Annotated in this window: 18 protein-coding genes; 7 read left to right on the top strand and 11 right to left on the bottom strand. The window is 38.3% G+C overall.

The window, feature by feature from the left end; translation table 11 throughout:
• The first annotated feature begins 82 nt into the window (after positions 1 to 82).
• Together ACZ5R4_RS19135 and ACZ5R4_RS19130 are read left to right on the top strand one after the other, a co-directional pair.
• Positions 83 to 1,807, top strand: coding sequence for an ABC transporter ATP-binding protein (locus ACZ5R4_RS19135; protein ID WP_109983742.1), 1,725 nt, complete (start codon positions 83 to 85; stop codon positions 1,805 to 1,807).
• Positions 1,808 to 1,919: 112 nt separating this feature from the next.
• A complete protein-coding gene (locus ACZ5R4_RS19130; RefSeq protein WP_464367833.1) occupies positions 1,920 to 3,404 on the top strand; it encodes an extracellular solute-binding protein in 1,485 nt (494 codons plus the stop codon).
• A 75-nt stretch (positions 3,405 to 3,479) separates the two neighbouring features.
• On the opposite strand, the gene ACZ5R4_RS19125 is transcribed toward ACZ5R4_RS19130, so the two are convergent.
• From ACZ5R4_RS19125 to csaA, 3 genes are all read right to left on the bottom strand, one after another.
• Entirely contained in the window at positions 3,480 to 3,680 is a 201-nt protein-coding gene (locus ACZ5R4_RS19125; RefSeq protein WP_054787166.1) for a helix-turn-helix domain-containing protein, read from the bottom strand.
• A gap of 8 nt (positions 3,681 to 3,688) precedes the next feature.
• Positions 3,689 to 4,195 (bottom strand): DUF6773 family protein, encoded by a 507-nt coding sequence (locus ACZ5R4_RS19120; RefSeq protein ID WP_464367832.1) that lies wholly within the window; start codon positions 4,193 to 4,195, stop codon positions 3,689 to 3,691.
• 132 nt (positions 4,196 to 4,327) lie between these two features.
• Positions 4,328 to 4,660, bottom strand: a complete 333-nt coding sequence (gene csaA / locus ACZ5R4_RS19115) for a chaperone CsaA (RefSeq protein WP_054787165.1) — start codon at positions 4,658 to 4,660, stop codon at positions 4,328 to 4,330.
• A 397-nt stretch (positions 4,661 to 5,057) separates the two neighbouring features.
• On the opposite strand from csaA, the gene ACZ5R4_RS19110 reads away from it, so the two are divergent.
• The 4 genes from ACZ5R4_RS19110 to ACZ5R4_RS19095 all read left to right on the top strand — a co-directional run bounded on the left by ACZ5R4_RS19110 (position 5,058) and on the right by ACZ5R4_RS19095 (position 9,601).
• Positions 5,058 to 7,346: a ribonucleoside-diphosphate reductase subunit alpha gene (locus ACZ5R4_RS19110; RefSeq protein WP_109983746.1), complete on the top strand. Its 2,289-nt coding sequence runs from the start codon at positions 5,058 to 5,060 to the stop codon at positions 7,344 to 7,346.
• A gap of 54 nt (positions 7,347 to 7,400) precedes the next feature.
• Complete coding sequence (locus tag ACZ5R4_RS19105) at positions 7,401 to 8,450, top strand: ribonucleotide-diphosphate reductase subunit beta (protein ID WP_109983747.1); 1,050 nt, start codon at positions 7,401 to 7,403, stop codon at positions 8,448 to 8,450.
• Positions 8,451 to 8,497: 47 nt separating this feature from the next.
• Positions 8,498 to 8,938 carry a flavodoxin domain-containing protein gene (locus ACZ5R4_RS19100; RefSeq protein ID WP_054787164.1) on the top strand — a complete coding sequence of 147 codons (441 nt, stop codon included), beginning with the start codon at positions 8,498 to 8,500 and terminating at the stop codon, positions 8,936 to 8,938.
• Between the two features lie 207 nt (positions 8,939 to 9,145).
• A complete protein-coding gene (locus ACZ5R4_RS19095) occupies positions 9,146 to 9,601 on the top strand; it encodes a DUF2269 family protein (RefSeq protein ID WP_054787163.1) in 456 nt (151 codons plus the stop codon).
• Between the two features lie 10 nt (positions 9,602 to 9,611).
• Here the strand turns inward: ACZ5R4_RS19095 and ACZ5R4_RS19090 are convergent, their stop codons facing one another.
• Positions 9,612 to 10,502 carry a TIGR03943 family putative permease subunit gene (locus ACZ5R4_RS19090; RefSeq protein ID WP_109983748.1) on the bottom strand — a complete coding sequence of 297 codons (891 nt, stop codon included), beginning with the start codon at positions 10,500 to 10,502 and terminating at the stop codon, positions 9,612 to 9,614.
• A gap of 14 nt (positions 10,503 to 10,516) precedes the next feature.
• The gene (locus ACZ5R4_RS19085; RefSeq protein ID WP_109983749.1) at positions 10,517 to 11,509 is read right to left on the bottom strand and encodes a permease; all 993 of its coding nucleotides are present in this window, start codon (positions 11,507 to 11,509) and stop codon (positions 10,517 to 10,519) included.
• A gap of 205 nt (positions 11,510 to 11,714) precedes the next feature.
• Here ACZ5R4_RS19085 and ACZ5R4_RS19080 point away from each other — a divergent pair, with 205 nt between their 5' ends.
• The gene (locus tag ACZ5R4_RS19080) at positions 11,715 to 13,166 is read left to right on the top strand and encodes a Na+/H+ antiporter NhaC family protein (protein ID WP_109983750.1); all 1,452 of its coding nucleotides are present in this window, start codon (positions 11,715 to 11,717) and stop codon (positions 13,164 to 13,166) included.
• Positions 13,167 to 13,204: 38 nt separating this feature from the next.
• On the opposite strand, the gene ACZ5R4_RS19075 is transcribed toward ACZ5R4_RS19080, so the two are convergent.
• From ACZ5R4_RS19075 to ACZ5R4_RS19050, 6 genes are all read right to left on the bottom strand, one after another.
• The gene (locus ACZ5R4_RS19075) at positions 13,205 to 15,688 is read right to left on the bottom strand and encodes a LamG-like jellyroll fold domain-containing protein (protein WP_245902285.1); all 2,484 of its coding nucleotides are present in this window, start codon (positions 15,686 to 15,688) and stop codon (positions 13,205 to 13,207) included.
• A gap of 551 nt (positions 15,689 to 16,239) precedes the next feature.
• Entirely contained in the window at positions 16,240 to 16,740 is a 501-nt protein-coding gene (locus tag ACZ5R4_RS19070; protein ID WP_054859725.1) for a hypothetical protein, read from the bottom strand.
• Positions 16,741 to 16,859: 119 nt separating this feature from the next.
• The gene (locus ACZ5R4_RS19065; RefSeq protein WP_109983752.1) at positions 16,860 to 17,825 is read right to left on the bottom strand and encodes an NAD-dependent epimerase/dehydratase family protein; all 966 of its coding nucleotides are present in this window, start codon (positions 17,823 to 17,825) and stop codon (positions 16,860 to 16,862) included.
• Between the two features lie 120 nt (positions 17,826 to 17,945).
• Positions 17,946 to 18,473: a TetR/AcrR family transcriptional regulator gene (locus tag ACZ5R4_RS19060; protein ID WP_109983753.1), complete on the bottom strand. Its 528-nt coding sequence runs from the start codon at positions 18,471 to 18,473 to the stop codon at positions 17,946 to 17,948.
• A 46-nt stretch (positions 18,474 to 18,519) separates the two neighbouring features.
• Positions 18,520 to 19,692: an aminotransferase class I/II-fold pyridoxal phosphate-dependent enzyme gene (locus ACZ5R4_RS19055; RefSeq protein WP_464367831.1), complete on the bottom strand. Its 1,173-nt coding sequence runs from the start codon at positions 19,690 to 19,692 to the stop codon at positions 18,520 to 18,522.
• Entirely contained in the window at positions 19,685 to 20,497 is an 813-nt protein-coding gene (locus tag ACZ5R4_RS19050) for a carbon-nitrogen family hydrolase (protein WP_054859723.1), read from the bottom strand. The genes ACZ5R4_RS19055 and ACZ5R4_RS19050 overlap by 8 nt, the downstream gene beginning before the upstream one ends.
• Positions 20,498 to 20,559: the final 62 nt, after the last annotated feature.

Genomic DNA, 20,559 nt, shown 5'->3' with positions numbered 1-20,559 from the left:
ATCGAACCCTTTTCCCATCATATTTCGGTATTTTCTGCTATAATATGTGAAGCCAAATATCTATAAAGGAGTACACATTCACATGTTAAAGCAATTTTTTTCTTACTATAAACCACATAAACGGCTATTTATGATTGATTTTACGAGTGCAATCATTGTAGCTATTCTAGAGCTTGCATTCCCGCTTGCTGTACAATGGCTGATCGATGATTTGTTGTTAGAGGGTAGCTGGAACGTCATTCTGACTGTCTGTATTCTCCTGTTTGCTGTTTATTTATTGAGTACCTTCCTTCAATTTATTGTGAGCTATCTTGGACATAAGCTTGGAATAAATATTGAAACAGATATGCGTGAGGAATTATTTGTTCATGTACAACGTCAGTCCTTTCGTTTTTTTGATAATACAAAAACAGGACATATTATGAGTCGGATCACGAATGATTTATTCGATATCGGCGAGCTTGCGCATCATGGACCAGAGGATGCCTTTATTGCAGTAATGACATTCGCTGGGGCTTTTGGAATTATGTTTACGATTAATCCGACACTTGCTGTTATCGCACTAGTCATTGTTCCACTGCTTGTTGTATTAGTTACCTATTGTAATATGGCAATGAATAAGGCATGGCATCAAATGTATGGCAAAATCGCGGATGTTAATGGACGAGTGGAGGATGCCGTTTCTGGTGTTCGTGTCGTTCAATCCTTTACTAACGAGGAGTTTGAAATTAATCGTTTCAAAAAAGACAATGGCCTGTTCCGTAAAGCAAAGATTAAAGCATACAAGGTAATGGCAGGAACGCATTCCAGCATTTATATGATGACAAGATTTCTTACTTTAATCGTCCTAGTTGTTGGTGCATGGTTAAGTCTTCATAACAAGCTCTCCTATGGCGAGTTAGTTAGCTTTGTGCTTTACACTAATGTTTTGATTAAACCAGTCGATAAAATCAGTGCATTGTTAGAGCTCTATCCAAAGGGCATGGCAGGGTTCCGTCGTTTCCGTGAGCTTCTTGCCAAGGATCCGGAAATTGTCGACGCTCCTGATGCCGTTGATGTAGCTAGTTTATCTGGTAATATTCAATTCCAACATGTCGATTTTTCCTATGATCAGTATCAGCGTGTCTTAAAGGATATTAGCTTAAAGGTTAACCCTGGTGAGACCGTTGCATTTGTGGGGCCATCTGGTGCAGGAAAAACGACGATTTGTTCCCTTATTCCTAGATTTTATGATGTGGATAGTGGATCAATCACCATTGATGGAATCGACATTCGGAAGATGACTAAAAAGTCATTGCGTGATCAAATTGGAATTGTTCAACAGGATGTCTTTCTATTTACCGGTACTGTACGGGAAAACATCGCGTATGGCAAGAAAGAGGCGACAGAGGAAGAAATTATTGAAGCCGCTAAAAAGGCACACTTAGATGAGGTTATTGCCAGTCTACCTGAAGGATATGATACTCAAATTGGTGAGCGCGGCTTGAAGCTTTCTGGTGGTCAGAAGCAGCGTTTAGCCATTGCGCGAACATTTCTTAAAAACCCACCGATTCTCATTTTAGATGAGGCGACTTCTGCCCTAGATACGGAGACAGAAAGATTAATTCAACAATCCTTAGATCAACTGGCAGAAAACCGTACAACACTTGTCATTGCTCATAGACTTGCTACCATTCGGGATGCCGATCGTGTAGTTGTTGTAACGAAGGACGGCATTGCAGAAGAAGGCACGTATCAAGAATTATTAGCTCGAGATGGTGTTTTTGCAAGACTACATGCGATTCAGTATGAACAGAAAGAGGACTAGATTTGTCTTCTTTCTTTTTTTTGCCATCGAGGGGGCTGTGTGCTAGCAAGGATAAAAAGATTCTACCAAACATATATATTTAGGGAGTATTTTTTTAAAAGGGGCTGTTTTGATGAAATGTAAGGTGAGGATTTTTATTTATTTTATTCTTCTCGGAATGATGTTAATTGGGTGTAACCAAAATGATCGCACTACACAGGAGGAGTCAAAAGTAGACTCAGAAATTACAATATTAACACCACTCCACACAGCCGAAACACCCGATCCCAAAATCGAAGAAAAAATAGAAGAATTAACAGGCGTTCAATTAGACCTTCAGTATGTGCCTGCTAGTAATTATCAAGATCGTATGAGTACAGCCTTTGCAACCGGCAATATGCCAGAGGTTGCGAACATACCTATCGAAGGGAACTTTAAAGAAGCAATAAGGGATGGACAGTTTTGGGAGATTGAGCCCTACCTTGATGAATTTGAAAATTTAAAGAAGCTAAAGAAGGAAATTTTAGATAATACAAGAGTGGATGGAAAGCTGTATGCTCTCTATCAAGGGCGCCCATTGTCTCGACAAGGCATTATCTACCGAAAGGATTGGGCAGATAATCTAGGGTTATCCACACCACAAACTACCGAAGAATTTTTTAATATGCTGAAGCAATTTACCGAGAATGACCCTGATGGCAACGGCAAAGATGATACAATCGGTTTGGCTGATCGCGGTGATCTAGCATATGGTTCCTTTAACACGATCGCCTCTTGGTTTAATACACCGAATGAATGGGGAGAAAAAGATGGGGAGCTACTTCCCGCATTTATGTTCCCAGCATATAAGGAAACACTACAATTTATGAGGCAATTACATGAGAAAGGCTATATTAATCAAGACTTCCCTGTTACGAGTAAACCGGATCAGCAGGATATGATTAAATCGGGGAAAGCTGGAGCTTATATCGGCTGTATGTGTGATGTTAGTGCTTTATACAGTGACGGGGTAGCGATAAATCCGGAAATGGAGCTGGATGTCCATAACCAAATAAAAGGACCTCATGGAGAATATCAAATATGGAGTATTCCAGGATACAATCATCCCTATTTCTTTCCAAAGTCTTCTGTCGAAACAGAGGAGGAATTAAAAACAATTTTGGCCTTTTTTGACAAGATGATGGAGCCTGAGGTTGCGAATATCGTTTATTGGGGAATAGAGGGGGAGCATTACACGTTAGAGAACGGGAGAGCACTTGCTATCGAGGATAGCGGGAAGCTTGAGCGAGAAGTTATCCCCTATCAAACACTTGAAATTGGCGAGTCTGATACAAACGGACGCTATGAAGGCGCCTTTCCATTAGAAGCAAGAGAAAAAGCAGAAGCGTTGTTTAAAGACAATGAAAAATATATTATAAAAAATCCGACCGTTACGTTAGACTCAGCAACCTTTGATTTAAAAAGCGAGGAACTAAATACGATGATAACAGATGCAACCTTCAATTATATCTTAGGCGAAATAGACGAAGAAGGCTTTGATCAAGCAATTGCGGATTGGAAAGCAGCTGGTGGAGATGATGTAATCATGGAATACAATCAAGCAAATTTAGAAAATTAAGCGAGGAAGATTGGAAATCCGAACCATCTTCTAACTAGCGGTCACAATCCTATGGTTTGGATTCCCCCCTTCCTCTCATCCATCTTCCTCCCAAAACAAATCATCTAACGTTTTATTTAATGTACGACAAATCGCTATACATAATTGTAGGCTAGGATTGTACTTACCTAGTTCAATTAGCCCGATCGTTTGTCTAGTGACGCCGACTAATTTGGCTAGTTCTGCTTGTGATAGATCATGTTCTGCTCTGGCCATCTTTAGCTTTAAATTTTTCATCCTCTCACCTATTCCTCTAGCTGCTTCTCTATGACTTTGTCACTCTTTTTCTTTGCTGCAGAATAGCTTCCAAGCATTAACAATAATAGAATTGGCATATAAATGATCAAAGTGACGATAAAAACTAGAAAGAAATAATAATAGGCTTGCATTTGACTGTCTGCATATTGATAGGCACTATTTACTCCGAAAATAATACCAAGCAATACGCCAATTCCAATTCCTGAGAAAATCGTTTTTGACTGGTAGCTCCATTTGTTTTTCTGATCGTGAATTTCCACCTCAGCTGAAAAAAGTCCAAGCTTAGCTGATCGTATCGCATAATAAATTCCGCTAACTAATACGATTAACATCTCCGTTCCTACAAGATTTAATGAAATCTCCCCATTCATAATGAACTTATAAACAATAGATAAAAAACAAATTACATATATCAATATATAAATTTCTCGATAAATCCTATTTTGTTCCGCTGTTACTCGCTCATCTTGATAACGTTTTTTGCGAAATAGCATCTTCATTCCTCCATGTTTTTCTTTTATTATAATTCAACACATTACATTTTGCAATATATATTTGCCTTTAAGAATAATAAACCAAACAAAAAGACTCCTTTTCTATAAAAGGAGTCCCTTCGCTATCGGATTTTATGAAATTTTTGTTCCATTCTCTACTTCCTCATCAGGATGCAGAAGAACAACATCTGTATCATTTGGCACTCCACCTAATACGAGAACCTCTGACTTATACCCTGCTATTCTCATTGATGGAAAATTGACTACAGCAGCTATTTGTCTACCGATTAATCTTTCAGGGGTATAGCGTTTGGTAATTTGAGCAGATGATTGTTTGATCCCTAATTGTTCCCCAAAATCAATTTTTAGTTTGATGGCTGGTTTTCTTGCTTCCGTAAATGGCTCTGCCTCCAGAATTGTTCCTATTCGTAGATCCAGTTTCATAAAATCATCAAATGTCGCCATGCTATCACTCCTATCAATTTCTATCTATTAAAAATATCATAATTAAACAACTTTTTTAATTGGACGATATACTCTATTGGGGCTTATAATTATTTTTATCGTTCATTAAAACACATAAAATTCCTTATTTTATCACTATAAAAAACAGGAAAAAAGTCCTGTTATGGAGATAAATATCTCTATATCAACTATTAGCACTATCTTTTCTATTAAGCTTAATATTTTCCCGAGTTTTTTCTATTGTAAAAAAGAACATTTTAAGATAGAATACAATATATAGTTAAAAAACAAAGAAATTCATCAATATATTGTATTATTTATAATTCTTTCTTTTAAAAAGATAATGATATTTTCGCTCTGATATGGGCGCTTTTATTATGTATATGGAGGTTTTCTTATGACAACAGAAGTTCAATCAATGAAGCAAAGTGTTTCAAAAGCACTGGAAGAGGCGACAGAAAAATATGGTCTAGACACAAAGGATATTCAAAGTAAAATTAACGAATCCATGAAATCTCATGATGAATTAACACAGGAAGCACTATTCTATTCTTTGAACAGAATCTCCATGGATCAACCAAACTGGACGTTTCTAGCGGCACACTTACATTTAACTCAATTATACCAGGAAGCAGCTAAAAATCGAAGCTTTTCTGAAACAGAAAAATATGGTGATTTCTATTCCCTTATCCAAGCATTAACCGATAAAGGTATTTACAATCCTGAATTATTAGCTAGCTATTCTAAAGAGGAAATGGACGAATTACATAAAGCCATTGTGCCAGACAGAGATAAATTATTCAATTATATTGGACTCTTCCTTTTGGCTGATCGATATTTGGCACGTGATCATGACCGTAATTTATACGAGCTACCACAAGAGCGCTTCATGATTATTGCGATGACATTAATGAAAAACGAACCAAAAGAAAAACGTATTGACTTCGTTAAGGAAGCATACTGGGCTCTAAGCCATCTCTATATGACAGTAGCTACTCCAACATTATCTAATGCCGGGAAAAGCTATGGCCAGCTATCTTCCTGCTTTATTGATACAGTAGATGATTCCTTAGATGGTATCTATCTTAATAACTGGGATATCGCCCGCCTGAGTAAGGATGGTGGAGGAATTGGTATCTATTATGGCAAGGTTCGTGCACTAGGATCAGATATTAAAAAATTCAAAGGGAATTCCTCTGGTGTTGTTCCTTGGATTCGTCTGATTAACGATACGGCAGTGAGTGTTGATCAGCTGGGTCAACGTCAAGGTGCTGTCGCTATTTACCTAGACGTTTTCCATAAGGATATTATGAATGGATTTTTAGATCTGAAAACAAATAATGGGGATGAACGCCGTAAGGCACATGATATTTTTACAGGTGTTGCGATTCCTGACTTATTTATGGAGCAACTACAAGAAAAAGATGCGAATGGAAAAAGTATTGGGGAATGGCATACCTTCTGTCCACACCAAGTGAAGCAAATAATGGGCTGGAAGGACGAAGCTGGTAACCCGCTTGGGTTAGAAGATTTCTATGATGAAAAAGATCATAAATATTTTACCGAGAAATATTGGGAGGCCGTGAATCATCCACTACTTCCTAGAAAAACGTATCGTGCGATGGATATTATGGCACGTATTATGGTAGCACAATTAGAAACAGGTACACCATATATGTTCTACCGTGATGAGGTAAACCGTCAAAATCCAAACAAGCATAAGCGCGGAATCGGTAAAACGTCTATTTATTGTAGTAACCTATGTACGGAAATTGCGCAAAACATGTCACCAACTACTATTTCAAAAGAATACCAAGATGAAGATGGCAATATTGTGATTGTCCGTAAGCCTGGTGATTTCGTTGTGTGTAATTTATCCTCTATTAACTTACCAAATGCGGTTCGCGAGAAAGTATTAGAGCGTCTCATCAGCATCCAGGTCAGAATGTTAGATAATGTTATTGACTTGAATACTATTTCGGTTGGGCAAGCACAGGCAACGAATAAAAAATATCGTGCAGTTGGTTTAGGAACTTTTGGCTGGCATCATCTATTAGCATTAGAAAGCATCCATTGGGAATCTGAGGAAGCGGTAGACTATGCTGATAAAGTATATGAAGATATTGCTTATTATACGATTAAAGCATCCATGGAATTAGCGAAAGAAAAAGGAGCTTATTCTGAATTTGAAGGTTCTGAATGGCAATCAGGTGTTTATTTTGATCGTAGAGATTATCACTCTGATCGCTGGAAGCAACTACGTGAGGAAGTTGCCGAAAATGGGATACGCAATGGCTGGTTGATGGCTGTAGCACCAAACTCCTCCACTGCAAAAATCGGCGGATCAACAGATGGAATTGATCCATTATATGCAGTAGAGTATGCAGAGGAAAAGAAAAACTTTAAATTTAAAGTAACTGCACCTGATTTAGACCACGTCACGTATAACTATTACCGCCGCGCACGCCATGAGCTTGATCAAGTATGGAGTATTAAACAAAACGCTAAGAGACAACGCCATATCGACCAAGCGATTAGCTTTAACTTCTATGTGCGCCACGATATAAAGGCAAAGGATTTACTCAACCTACACATTAGTGCATGGGAAAATAAATTAAAAACAACCTATTATGTTCGTAGTACATCACAAACAGAGATAGAAGAATGTGAAGCATGCCATAGCTAATTGTTATGGCTTCGCTTTTCTACTGATTGATATGAAAAAGGAGGCACTATCATCATGGCAAAAACAGACGAAACTTTAACGAAAATAAAGCTACTTAATCCGACATATCCGAATAAAGCAACAGGGATCATTAATGGGGAATCATCAGGACTATTAAACTGGAACGATATTGCTTATCCACAAATGTATGATTTGTATCAAACATTATTGTCTAATTTTTGGAAGGCACAAGAAATTAATATGCAGGATGATATTAAACAATGGGATCATTTAAGTGAAACGGAAAAAGATGTTTTCCTACGTATTAATACACAATTGGCATCACTCGACAGCCTACAAACACCGACAATGACACATGTAATGGACTATGTAACAGACTCTAGCTTCAAATCAATTTTTGCCGTTATTGCCCAACAAGAGGCTGTACACAATGAATCCTATTCTTATATCCTTAGCTCACTTGTACCATTACGAGAGCAAAACGATCGCTTTAACCAAGCGAAGGATGACCCAATTGTTCGAAAAAGAAATCAACTCATTTTAGATAGCTATGATGCTTTCCGAGATAATCCAACACCTCAGCGTCTTTTTGAGCTAGCGATTAACTCCATTAACTTAGAAGGTATTTATTTCTATGCAGGATTTGCCTTCTTCTATCATTTAGCTCGTCAACAAAAAATGTTAAAAACAAGTACAATGATTAGCTATATCCAACGTGACGAAATGCAGCATGCTTATTTCGTTTCACAATTTGTGCGCATTCTACTTACGGAAAATCCGGAGTTAAATACAAAAGAAAATATTGATTTTGTTTACAAAACAATCGATCATGCTGTTCAATTAGAGAAGGAATGGGCAGACTATATTTTAAAGGACATCGATGGAATTAATCTGGAAGAATTCCATGGCTATGTAGAATATTTGGCTAACAAACGTTTCCGCCAAATTGGACTTGATAATTATTATCCAGACCGCGAAAATCCGATGGCATGGATTCATGTTTTTAGTGATGAAATGATGAATGAAACCAAATCAGATTTCTTCGAGCAAAAATCTCGTACGTATACAAAGGTTTCCTCATCTAATGGTTTTGATGAACTATAAGGGATTTTTTATCTAGGCGATCATTTTATAACAAGGAGGTTTCACCAATGAAAGCAGCCATTATCTATACATCTGTAACAGGAAATACATCTACCCTAGCTGAAATCATTCATGAAAAAATGGAAGCACGTGATATCGAAACAGATCTCCTACTAGTGGATGAATGTGATTTTAGTACACTGAAAGAATACGACATGATAGCAGTGGGAACATACTCGTGGGATAATGGAGAATTACCGCTTGAAATGGAAGACCTTTTTGAAGCATTTGAACAGGAAGATATGAAGCATGTGACCACAGGTGTGTTCGGAACCGGTGATAGCTTCTATCCATATTTCTGTGGTGCTGTTGATATTTTCCGTGACATGCTTTATGTGCAAACAAATCTTGCTGTCACCTTAAAGGTCGAACTTACTCCACAAAATGATGACTATTTGCGCTGTGAAAAATTCTGTGATCGTCTAGCACGCGAGCTCGTCTATGCATAAGAATGGCTTAACTATTTGACATCTATCTAAAAAATCGATAATCTTATTTCAAGATCGCAAGCAAAATATTTTGTTTGCGATTTTTACATATTCGAGCTCCACTGCTATTTTGCGAGATTCTGGATTATTTTTGCAACTTCGGCTACTTTTTTGCAGCTTCGGCGATTATTTTTGCAACTCTGGCAATTTATTAAGAGGGTGATCAAGATGGAATCCATCTATCCAATACTAGTACTGATTCATATCATATCTGCGATTGTTGGCATCGGGCCTGGCTTTGTATTAACAAAAATAATTAAGTCGGCGAAAACGATGGATGAAATTCGTTATGCTTTTAGGTTAAAAAAGAGAATTCATGTATTCGTCATGACAGGTGGCATTCTACTGTTAGTCACAGGGCTGCTGATGGGGTTCATCCATCCAATTTTATTTAAACAAGGCTGGTATTTGACAAGCTTAACGCTCTATTTTATTGCGATTGGACTTGGACCAACGTTATTAAAAAAATATGCAGCACCGATTAATGAGATGCTGAAAACACATAAGGGAGACGATGTACCAGAATCTTATGCCGATCATGTTCAAAAGCTACTACGTACAGAATATGTGGAAAACACGTTGCTACTGTTTATTATTATAATGATGATACTGAAGCCATTTTAAGACAAATCCCCTACCCTCCTCCTAGAACTTGTATATTTAGTGGATAGACATAGGGCTGCTCTGGTTGATCGATTGTCTGGTATTCCTCTATTTCTAGTAAAGGGATGGACGTGCCCTGGTATTCCGTTAGACGAATTGTTCCTGTCACCTCCATCCACGTATCCTCACTCACCGTCATTTCCTGATCAAATTCTGCTAAAAAGCCGATCAAGCCTGCATCTGCTATACAATGTGTGATCAAAAATCTACCAATAACTAGCTGATTGGATGCAAAGTCTTGCTCTCGATAAACAAAACCATTTAAGGTGATTTTTCTCCCATTGAACATATTTATATTTTGTGTGACCTCTTGGTAGATGAGGGCATACAGGGTATCTTCCATTTTCAGATGGGGTTGATGGAACAAATCCTGTTGTATCCACTCATACTCCTCTTTTGAAACCTTATTCTTATAAACATTTGGATCTATTTGATTTGGATCATTCGTAGGTAGAGGCGCAGATTCAACCTCTCTTTCTCCTTGGTTCCTTAAGGAAAGTGTTGCCCCCTTATTCTTAGCAATGGAAGCATCTAATGTTGCAAATGGTAGAAGGAAGCCCGTTGCTAATGGAAAAAGGATGATGAGATAGCTGATTACTTTTTTGATATTTATCGGCTTGTCACCATGATCGTGTCGATGATCTGTATGCTCACAATGGATATGGTTACTTGATACTGAGAAAATGCGAAAAAGCTGCACGAAAGACAGAACGAAGAAAATGGTAGCCCCTATCATACTTAGCGTCTCGTACTTCGGATTGATGAGCTGTAGTATTTCCCCACTATGATGTAATCGATAAATAAAAAATGCAAACAAGAAAAGGATGATCGCTCGTACTAATTGCTGGACATTTATTTTCATCTACCTCCCCTCCATTAAAATAAGAGTTGCCAGCAGCTGATGCTGATAAATACAATGACTGTTACGATCATGACAAAAGCAAAGACAAATCGTGCTTTGAACACACTTAGCATCATGAACGTATTTTTTAGATCAATCATCGGTCCATAGACAAGAAAACCGAGTATGGCACCCTTCGGAAAAATATTGCTGAACGAGGAACCGATAAAAGCATCCGCCTCCGAGCATAGGGAAAGGAAATAGGCTAATCCCATCATAACGAATAAGGAAGTGAACGGCCCGTCCCCAATCGAGACAAGTAGCTTGGTGGATACATATACTTGAACAAAAGCGGCGAGAAATGCTCCAATAATTAAATATTTGCCCATATCAAAAAATTCATCTACCGCATGAAGCAATGTTTTTCTTGCTTTGGTTAGAAGGCTTGTCTCATAATTAATCTGAGTGGTTGTATGGACAGCTTCTTGTTTTAATTGATTGGTTCGATAGAGAAGGCTGATGATAAATGCGATAATAAGTGCTACAATAAAACCAATTCCCATACGTAGTAAAGCAATTTCTAGGTCATTTCCGAATGCCATATAGGTAGAAAAAATGACGATCGGATTGATCAAAGGACCTGTAAGAAGAAAACCAATCCCCGCAAAAAGTGGTACACCTTTAGCAATTAATCTACGAACAATAGGAACAATTCCACATTCACACGCTGGAAATAATGCCCCAACGACACAGCTCATTAAAATCGCAGCATATTTGTTTTTTGGTATCCATCGCTTCAATTGATTTTCCGTAATAAACATTTGAATAAAACCAGCAATCAACACACCTATTAAAACAAATGGCAGCGCCTCAATTAATATACTAAGAAAGATCGTATTCATTTGATAAAAGGAATCAGGTATTTGAAAAACGCTGTTGTTTGGATTAAGACTAACAAGACAAACAACAGCCGCAAATAATAACAAGAGACAACTATCAATCGTAAGAGAGGACAGGTTTCTTTTCATAGCTTCTCCTTCCATTTTTTTATTAAAACGTAATCATTACGATTCTATGCTAGATTCCCGAATAATAGAACCAAAAACTAGCATTCTATTCTGTTTTTATCTTTAAAGCTGATTATGGTACAATGTTACACGTTATCTGTTTTTTTAATAGTTTCTTCTAAGATAGAATAATATAGAGCAGGTTTGGTTATAAGGAGGGAAATACATGTCACAAGAAAATTTGGCACGCACAACAGGTGATCGAAAAATAAATCAGCTAACCTTTCGTCTTGGCCCATTGGGTGCTGCCATTCCTTTATTGTTTTTTGTTATTTGGGCCATCACAACAAGTGTTCTTCAATTATCATCTGAAATCGGCTTAGTGCTTGGAGCTGTATTCGGTATTACACTAGGATTATTTTTCTGTAAAAGTAAATGGGCTGATTATGCACAGGGGTTATTTGACGGACTTGCGCAACCAATTGGAGTTGTAGCAATGGTTGCATGGTTCTATGCAGGGATGTTTGCACAAGTCCTGCAGGTAGGTGGTTTAGTAGAGGGCTTAGTATGGATTGGATCGATTACTGGATTTACTGGTGGATTATTTGTTGGCATGACATTTGTGCTTGCAGCGGTTTTTTCTACCGCAGTCGGAACTGGGTATGGTACTACAGTTGCTTTCTGTACTTTAATGTATCCAGCAGGGGTTGCAACGGGAGCTGACCCAACGATTCTATTTGCTGCGATATTGGCAGGAGCGGTTTTTGGTGATAACTTAGCACCTGTTTCCGACACGACAATTGTTTCTGCTACTACACAAGATGCAGATGTCCCGGGTGTTGTTCGTAGTCGATTCAAATATGCAATTGCTGCCGCTATCCCGACACTCCTTTTATTCATCATTTTTGGTGGTGGAGGCACCATAGAAAATCAGGCGAGTATTGAATCTACAACAAGTCCTACTGGCTTAGTAATGCTGATTCCATTTGCGATTGTTTTAATCTTAGCTCTTTCAGGACATCATATTATTACATCACTGACCTGGGGGATTCTAGTAGCAGTCGGGACGATTGCTCTGTTCCCAATTGGTTCTATTGGTGATATTCTAAGCTTTAATCCTGATTCTGATAGCATTGTCGAAGGCGCCTTAATAGACGGTATTAGTGGTTATATTAATATGGCCATCCTTATTCTATTAATCGTCGCTGCTGCCCATCTTCTTAAGCTTGGTGGGACAATGGAGGTTATAACTAAAACCTTAGTAAAATGGATTAAAAACTCTGTAAGAAGAGCAGAACTTGCCATCTGGAGTATTGTCGCATTACTCAACAGTGCGATTACGATTAATACTGCTGCTGAAATTGCTGCAGCACCTTTCGTTAAAGAAATCGGAGAAAAATACCATATCCATCGCTATCGACGGGCAAATATGCTAGATGCGGTCACTTCTGCATTAGGTTATATTTTTCCTTGGGGAGCGCCAGTTTTACTCGGCTGGTCTACGATTACGATGATGAAGGATACGTATGAGTGGTTGCCTATCGTTGCACCTACTTCCGTATTCCCCTTCGTCTTTCAAGGATGGTTCCTCGTTATTGTCATGCTTGTCGCGGCACTTACTGGCTGGGGACTACGTTACCAAGGCAAAAATGGAGAAGAATTAAAAAAACAAAAATAAGCAAAAGGATCGATGGGGGCTCCATCGATCCTTTGTTTTTATGATTGACTGAGCTCGTCTAGTTGATTTGGCGATAGTTCTCCTTGATAAATACGTAAATCATCGATAGCACCTTTAAATGGTGAATCCCAATGATTCACTGCTAGCCCAAAATCTGCCTCAGCATTGGTGAAAATATCAGGGAAATTAGCTCCTGAAAATTCCTCTTTTCCATTTAGATAGAGCTTAACCGTTCCATTGCTAACCGTAAATGCGACATGTGTCCACTCATTTGTTTTGATTTGGTAGCTAGCAGGTGCATCATACCAAGCTTCCCCAGACCAAAGCATTGTATTATCACCAGTTGGTCCTTTCGGAACTAAACTAAGCCAACTATCGGCTGTTCCACCAAAGAAGGTGGTCGTATAAGTGGTCAGCTGTTCTGGTTTCACCCAAAAGGAAACGGAGTACTCATGACTTGTAATAAGATCATCAGGTAATAAAATACCAGATTCCCCATCAAAATAGACAGCCTCTCCAGCTACCCCTTGCTCGTAGGAGATAGATCCACCAGTATTCGTGAGTCGATCACCAGTGACCGTCCCACTACCAAAATCACCATGCTGATCTGTTAAACTACCATCAAAAGAAAAATGGCTCGTCATCGATGCATCCTGATATGGCAATACCGTAATATCAAATGACTTTGTTGCTGACTCACTTCCTTTTGTGATCGTAGCTGTTAATGTTGCTGTAGATGGCCCTTCATCTGCAGATGGTCGATGAATCTCACCTGTATTCGTAATCACCAATTCATCGGAAGTTTGCCATACAATGGCAGCCCCTGTCGTGCCCTCGGTTGGAAGCACTAAATGACTAACCACCTCTGATGTGTTCCCAAGATCTAGATCCTCTACAATTGCTTGAACTACCTCTTCATCAAATCTGTTTTCTTGTTTACTACCCCAAACGGTTATTCCTTCATCAGATAATGCAGTAAAGGTCATCACATATTTTTCAGCTGCTGGATCCCACTGTGGAGCGAATACCCCTTTATATGTTTGACCATCCAGTGTTAATTCCGCTTGATTGTGGCTTGTTTTTTTCCAGCTACCTTCTACGGCACCTGTTACTTTGTTATTTTTGTGCAAGGTTATATACTCTGATTTTACTATCTCGCCAGAATATTCATTACCATGGTTGATATATTTATAGATTCCAGCAATGTCTTTTCTATTCACCTTTTCTAATTGCTTACCAGTATAGCGGAAAGGTGAAACAACTGGCCATCCCTCTTCATTCATGAAAATGGAGTGAATCCTTACTTCATGTGCTTCCCCTTGATTAGGAAAACGGGTATGGAAGACTAAAAGTTGCTCGTTTGTTTCTTCATCTACATAAACCGAATTATGACCAGGAGATTTATAGCCGAAGCCCTCTCCTTCTCCAGGGTCGCCTACTTTTTGATCAAATAAGAAATTCCCCATTATTTTATTTCCATAAGTATGATTAGATACATTACCTGGTAGTACCGCATCTTGTCCCTTTGCATCTAGATAAGGCCCATCTGGATTTTCGGAGCGGAATACACGCATATTATAGCCCCCATCAGCGCCTAACCATCCATACGTTACGTATAGGTAGTAGTAGCCTGTTTCTTGGTTATAGACAATGTATGGTCCTTCTCCAGATTTAGTATAACCCCCAGCTATTTTCGTGCCGAAATAGCGATCAATCATTCTACCATCCTTTGTTTGTCCATCTTCTCCAGGATGAATTAATTGACCCGTTTCTTTATCAACCTCTAGTAAGAAAATACCTCCAGACCATGAGCCATACGTCATCCAGAGCTTGCCATTCTCGTCATAGAATAAGTTGCCATCAATAGCATTCGGATACATCGCATTATTATAGGAACCATCACTATTAAACCAATTTTGATTTTCTGCTGTTAATGTTCCTTCCTCAATCATAGGTTGAATATTCGTGTTTTCCCACTGTTTATTTACATCACTATTGTTATCATATGCCTCATGCTCAGTAAATCCAGAATAAACGACTGTATCCACATATTCATACGGACCCTCAATCTCCTTTGATACAGCGTAACCGATCGCAGAGCGTATATACGTTGAGGATGCACTATAATAAATCATATAAGCCCCTTTGGAGCCATCCTCATTGACGTAATCCTTATTGTAAAAAATATCAGGCGCCCATACGGCAAATCCACCTGCACTATCGGCATCATCCTCCCCTGCCCACTCGAAGGATCCTGCCAAGTTTTCTGAAAGGTCTCCATAAAGTGCATTATTCGGTGTTGTATAACCATTAGTGAATCTCTCCCAGCTCATCAAATCCTTTGACTTCGCCGCTTCAATATGCGTCCCAAATACATAATACGTATCCCCCTCCTTAATGATCGAAGGGTCATGTACAGATACATCTTCAAAATTTGCTGGAGGGCCTTCCAAGGATTGTTCTGGTTTATTACTATTTTTATCCTTCATACTAGCACCTACTGTTGACGGAATAATGATCATTGCAAGAAATAATAAAAAAGCCTTAGAGAAAAGTGATTTCACATTTCCACTCCTTTCCATAGTTTAGATCTTACAGGTCTTACCATTACTAATTACTGAAGTATTGCATCCCCCCTTTCAAATAGTAAAAATAAGATTGAATTCGCTTACATAATATGTATGATTAATTTATTAATTAATTAAATTTTATATATTCAGAAAATACCTTTTTAGAGTTTACTTAATTGTTAAGTTCATAAACTATTTATGTATAAAAATATATTCATAGATTAACAATAGGATACAACAAGTTATCGCTATTTTCAACAAAAAAATAAAAATGTACGTACGAATAAAAAGACCTATATTCATAGGATCATAGATTAAAAAATACCACTTCACATGTAAAGTAGTGAAATGGCCGGACAAAGTTATCTGTACAAATTTTGATATTTTTTATTGGGAGAAAAGCGAATTTTAGCGAGATACAATTGTGCCTTTTCAAAAATTTAAGTAGTGATCAAATGTGCATTAAAAAAGGCAATCGCTTAGTAGCGATGCCTCCAGATTGATTACATCATTTCTTCTATACTTCCATTTTCTTTATTCACAATATACCAGCCCATTGTAGCTGTATGACTAACGTCTCCATTGGATACGGATTCGTACACTTGGATCACATAATTTCCATTCTCGTCCAAATGGTCGACAACGACATTAATTTCGCTATTTGCTCCAATTTGCAAGTGTTCTTTCACTTTATTTATGGCGACGTCCTCTGTTATTTCTGTATTTTCTTCTTTATCAGAAGGTTTTTCAGAGCCATCTGTATTTTCACCTGCTTGTTCTTCATTTGACGGCACACTTACTCCATCTTCCTCTAGTTGTTGCTCTTCTGTTCCCTCTTCTTGATCAGTTGGATCTTGATTTTGTTTGGGATCGTCTGTAGTTTGCTCTACTTTATTCTCTGAATCGGTTTCTTCCTGCGCCTTCCCTACTTGTTCCTCTTCATTTTGTGTACAGGCAACTAATACAAATAATAGTAAAAATAAAGATAATATTTTCTTTTTCAATGTCACCAGCCCCCTTTTTCTAGTATATTTTTACTACTTTTCGTTTCTACTCTAATCATAGCAGATTCCACTTCATGATGACAATTAGTAAATAAGGGTAGTTATTGATTGATCAATTACTAAGGGTGAATTCTACCTCTCTTTAATGCATAAATTGTCTCACTAATGCCTTGTTCAAATGGGGTTTGAGGGATGGTACCCAATTTATTCTTTGTCTTTTCTCCGTTTAGTACAAAAGGTTCTTCTGTTAAATAGAGCATTTCCACTACTTCCTTCATGACAGGCTGAAACAACCCCAAGATAGAAAGACTAAATTTTCCAAGTGGTAAAACTATTTTGTTCGATCCATTCACTTGTTGTGCAATTTTAACAATGTCCCTTCCTGAAATGAGCCCGGGTCCAGGAATATGCCAGTTTTGGCGATAAGCATCGTCATGATAAGCAAGTTCTAGAATCATTTTTGCAGCGTCTGGTAAATAGACAAATTCCCGGGGTATCCTCATATTTCCAAGGAAAAAAGTGGATTTATTTCTTGCGATATCCTTCATCGTCATTCCTAAATAAGAAGCATCATTAGCTGTTGGACCATAGTAATCTGGCAATCTTACTATCATTGGCATTGCATTAGCAAAGCGATTATCGAAGACTAAATTTTCATAATCTAATCTTACCTTCCCTTTTCTTGTATGCGGATTTTTCGGATGAGCTTCTGTTGCCGGTGCCATTGTTCTTTTTCCATAAGGATATATTCCATCTGCAACAATTACTTTCTTTTGGAACCGATGAGCGAATGTCATCACACTTTCCCCAAGGTCTAGTAACTGCTCCTCCATTTTGTGATAGGGAACATTTGCACAATGGAAAATAACATCTGCATTTATCCCTGCTTTTTCGAGATCTGTTGTCTTCATTGCATCCCCAACTGCCAATGTGAACAAATGTGGATGATGGAGTTTCGATTTTAATTGTTCCAATTTTTCCTTTGAACGGCCAAAAAGGATAGACTTCACTCCTCTAATGTCTAATTCATTTGTAATAGCAGCCCCTACACCGCCAGTTGCACCTAGAACCATTGCTACTTCCATTTGTTCTTCCTCCTCCTTTTTAGTGATTGATTAATCACTAACTAAATCCAAGTATAATATATAGTTAGTGATTAATCAATCACTTTTTTATAATAAAAAGAAGATAAGCGTATAAATCACTTATCCCCTTTTTTTATGAAGTAGTTCAGGCATGTCTAATGCCATGGATACATTACAGAGCATTCCTCTTGCCAAAAAGAGAAAAGCCCGCTCCTCTGAATTTTCTATATTTGCTTCTTTAAAAGCATCTACAACCAATGAATTCACCTCTCGAAATCCCCTTTGCATTTCTGTACGAATGGAGTCATCAGGAATGGTTTGGGACTGCATTTGCAAGAGAATCTCACTTTTATAGGATCGTAAAATCTCTTCATAGGCCTCGATTAGCTCCCATTCTAATTTGTCTGCTGAAGTTATCTCTACCGTTTTTCGAAAGCTTTTGATAATTCTTTCCCAAGATAATTGAAGTGCATTTAACAATAGCTCTTCCTTTGAAGAAAAGAATTTAAAAATGTACGGTTGGGAAATACTTGCTCGCTCTGCTACTTTTGCTGTTGTAGCACGATAATATCCAATTTCTGCGAATACTTCGATAGCAGCAGATAATATTTCATTTTTGCGATTTGTTTTTTTTGATTCTTTTTCCAATCTTTCTCAACACCTTTTTTTAGTAGTTAGAGATTTCCTCATCATTCTAAAACAAATTCAATTGCCCAATTCGTGCCACTGCGGCCACTAGACGCTCTTCCTTATCCAACAGACCAATCCTTACAAAGCCCTCTCCCGCTTGTCCAAAGCCAATTCCTGGTGCAGTAACGACATGTGCCTTTTCTAATAAAAGCTCCGAGAATTGCTCTGAAGTATAGCCTTCTGCGACTGGCATCCAAACAAAGAAAGACCCTTTTGCCACTCCTCCATGCCAGCCTATTTGTGCAGCAGCCTTCAGAAAAGTCGCTCGTCTACCTTCATACACTTGGTTATTTGTTTGCATTGCTTTTTCACCGTGAAGTAAGGCTTCCTTTGCTGCATATTGAATCGCACCAAATATGCTCACATAGAAATGATCCTGCATTCGTTCTATGCTCTCAATTACGGAGGCATTTCCTACAGCAAAGCCGATTCTCCAGCCAGCCATATTAAAGGTTTTCGAGAGGGTATACATTTCCACCCCAATATCCTTTGCCCCTTCTGCCTGTAAGAAGCTTGGTGGCTTCCTATCCTCAAAGCCGATTGCTCCATAAGCAAAATCATGGACGACACAAATATGATGCTCTTTGGCAACTGTGACAGTTTCTTCAAAAAATTCCAGTGTTGCCGTGGCTGCTGTAGGGTTATTGGGATAATTTAAAAACATTAATTTAGCACGATCCAAATCCTCTTTATCCATTAAACCATAGTCAGGTAAAAAATCATTTTCCTTTAACAAAGGCATATAAACTGCTTGCGCATTGGCTATAGCGATTCCAGACATATAATCCGGATAGCCTGGGTCTGGAACAAGCACCCGATCACCAGGATTGAGGAGACATTGGCTGATTTCTACTAGACCTGTCTTCGCACCAAATAAAATCGCTACTTCTTTGTTTGGATCAAGATTGACGCCATACTCTCTCAGATAAAATTCCGCCACTGCCTCCTTTAAAAAGGAATAGCCTTGAAAGGGCGGATATTTGTGAAATTTTGGATTTTCACTTGCTTCTTGTAATGCCTTCACAATAAATTTAGGTGTCGGGAGATCAGGATTCCCTTGCCCTAAATTAATAACATCATGCCCCTCTACTACTAAGGTTTGCACCTTTTTAACGAGATTTGCAAAAAACTGCTCTGGTAATCTTTTTAAAGTGTCTGAGACGTCAAATTTATGCATGGAAATCTCCCTTCACTGATTCATATAAATGTGGGACACGACTTGTAAATATCGGAATGCTTTTACGTGTTTCTGTCACTTTTTCTAGCTGTAGTGTCACATGGAGGCTCGCTTCTTTTTCACTCGGACCACTTGTAACAAGCTTACCTGCAGGATCAATCACAAGTGATTCGCCAGCGAATTGTGTTTCCTTACAACTGCCAGAGCTATTCACTGCAATGATGTAGCATTGATTTTCAATCGCACGAGCATGCAACAGATACTTCCAATGCTCAATCCTCGCGCTTGGCCATTGGGCTACAATATGGATTACCTTTGCACCATTTAATGCTAATGGTCGTAATAGCTCAGGAAATCGGAGATCATAGCAGATGACTACTCCCATCTTCACCCCATCTAATTCAAAATGACCTGCTTTATTTCGACCACCTTCTAAGTACTTAGGTTCATCGAGCATAGGAACTAAATGAATTTTGTCATATCGATGAATGACCTCTCCTTCTCGATTCAACACAAAGCTAGAATTATAGATCCCGTCCTCTTTTTTATTGGCGACAGAGCCGCCCACTATATTAACGGAAAATTCTTTCGCTAAATTACTTAAAAATGGAATCGTCGCTTTGCCATTTTGATCAGCTATTGGTTCTAATTGGTCTAGGGCATAGCCTGTGTTCCACATTTCTGGTAGGACAATGGTATCTGGCTTTGTCTCCATCATTTGCTTTTCTATCCAACTAGCAATCTTCTCGCGATTTTTTTCTGGGTTTGCCACATGGACATTCATTTGATATAAGGCATACTTCATCCAATCACACCTACTAATGATTTTCTTTCTATTGTAAATCATTCGACCAAATAAAGAAATAT

It is taken from the genome of Gracilibacillus sp. JCM 18860, assembly GCF_055395245.1.
This window is presented reverse-complemented; position numbering and strand designations above follow the sequence as displayed.

Bases quoted from the DNA above. Each gene is read 5' to 3' on its own strand.
- ACZ5R4_RS19135 (WP_109983742.1), top strand. From the start codon at position 83: ATGTTAAAGCAATTTTTTTCTTACTATAAACCACATAAACGGCTATTT.
- ACZ5R4_RS19130 (WP_464367833.1), top strand. From the start codon at position 1,920: ATGAAATGTAAGGTGAGGATTTTTATTTATTTTATTCTTCTCGGAATG.
- ACZ5R4_RS19125 (WP_054787166.1), bottom strand. From the start codon at position 3,680: ATGAAAAATTTAAAGCTAAAGATGGCCAGAGCAGAACATGATCTATCA.
- ACZ5R4_RS19120 (WP_464367832.1), bottom strand. From the start codon at position 4,195: ATGCTATTTCGCAAAAAACGTTATCAAGATGAGCGAGTAACAGCGGAA.
- csaA (WP_054787165.1), bottom strand. From the start codon at position 4,660: ATGGCGACATTTGATGATTTTATGAAACTGGATCTACGAATAGGAACA.
- ACZ5R4_RS19110 (WP_109983746.1), top strand. From the start codon at position 5,058: ATGACAACAGAAGTTCAATCAATGAAGCAAAGTGTTTCAAAAGCACTG.
- ACZ5R4_RS19105 (WP_109983747.1), top strand. From the start codon at position 7,401: ATGGCAAAAACAGACGAAACTTTAACGAAAATAAAGCTACTTAATCCG.
- ACZ5R4_RS19100 (WP_054787164.1), top strand. From the start codon at position 8,498: ATGAAAGCAGCCATTATCTATACATCTGTAACAGGAAATACATCTACC.
- ACZ5R4_RS19095 (WP_054787163.1), top strand. From the start codon at position 9,146: ATGGAATCCATCTATCCAATACTAGTACTGATTCATATCATATCTGCG.
- ACZ5R4_RS19090 (WP_109983748.1), bottom strand. From the start codon at position 10,502: ATGAAAATAAATGTCCAGCAATTAGTACGAGCGATCATCCTTTTCTTG.
- ACZ5R4_RS19085 (WP_109983749.1), bottom strand. From the start codon at position 11,509: ATGAAAAGAAACCTGTCCTCTCTTACGATTGATAGTTGTCTCTTGTTA.
- ACZ5R4_RS19080 (WP_109983750.1), top strand. From the start codon at position 11,715: ATGTCACAAGAAAATTTGGCACGCACAACAGGTGATCGAAAAATAAAT.
- ACZ5R4_RS19075 (WP_245902285.1), bottom strand. From the start codon at position 15,688: ATGATCATTATTCCGTCAACAGTAGGTGCTAGTATGAAGGATAAAAAT.
- ACZ5R4_RS19065 (WP_109983752.1), bottom strand. From the start codon at position 17,825: ATGGAAGTAGCAATGGTTCTAGGTGCAACTGGCGGTGTAGGGGCTGCT.
- ACZ5R4_RS19055 (WP_464367831.1), bottom strand. From the start codon at position 19,692: ATGCATAAATTTGACGTCTCAGACACTTTAAAAAGATTACCAGAGCAG.
- ACZ5R4_RS19050 (WP_054859723.1), bottom strand. From the start codon at position 20,497: ATGAAGTATGCCTTATATCAAATGAATGTCCATGTGGCAAACCCAGAA.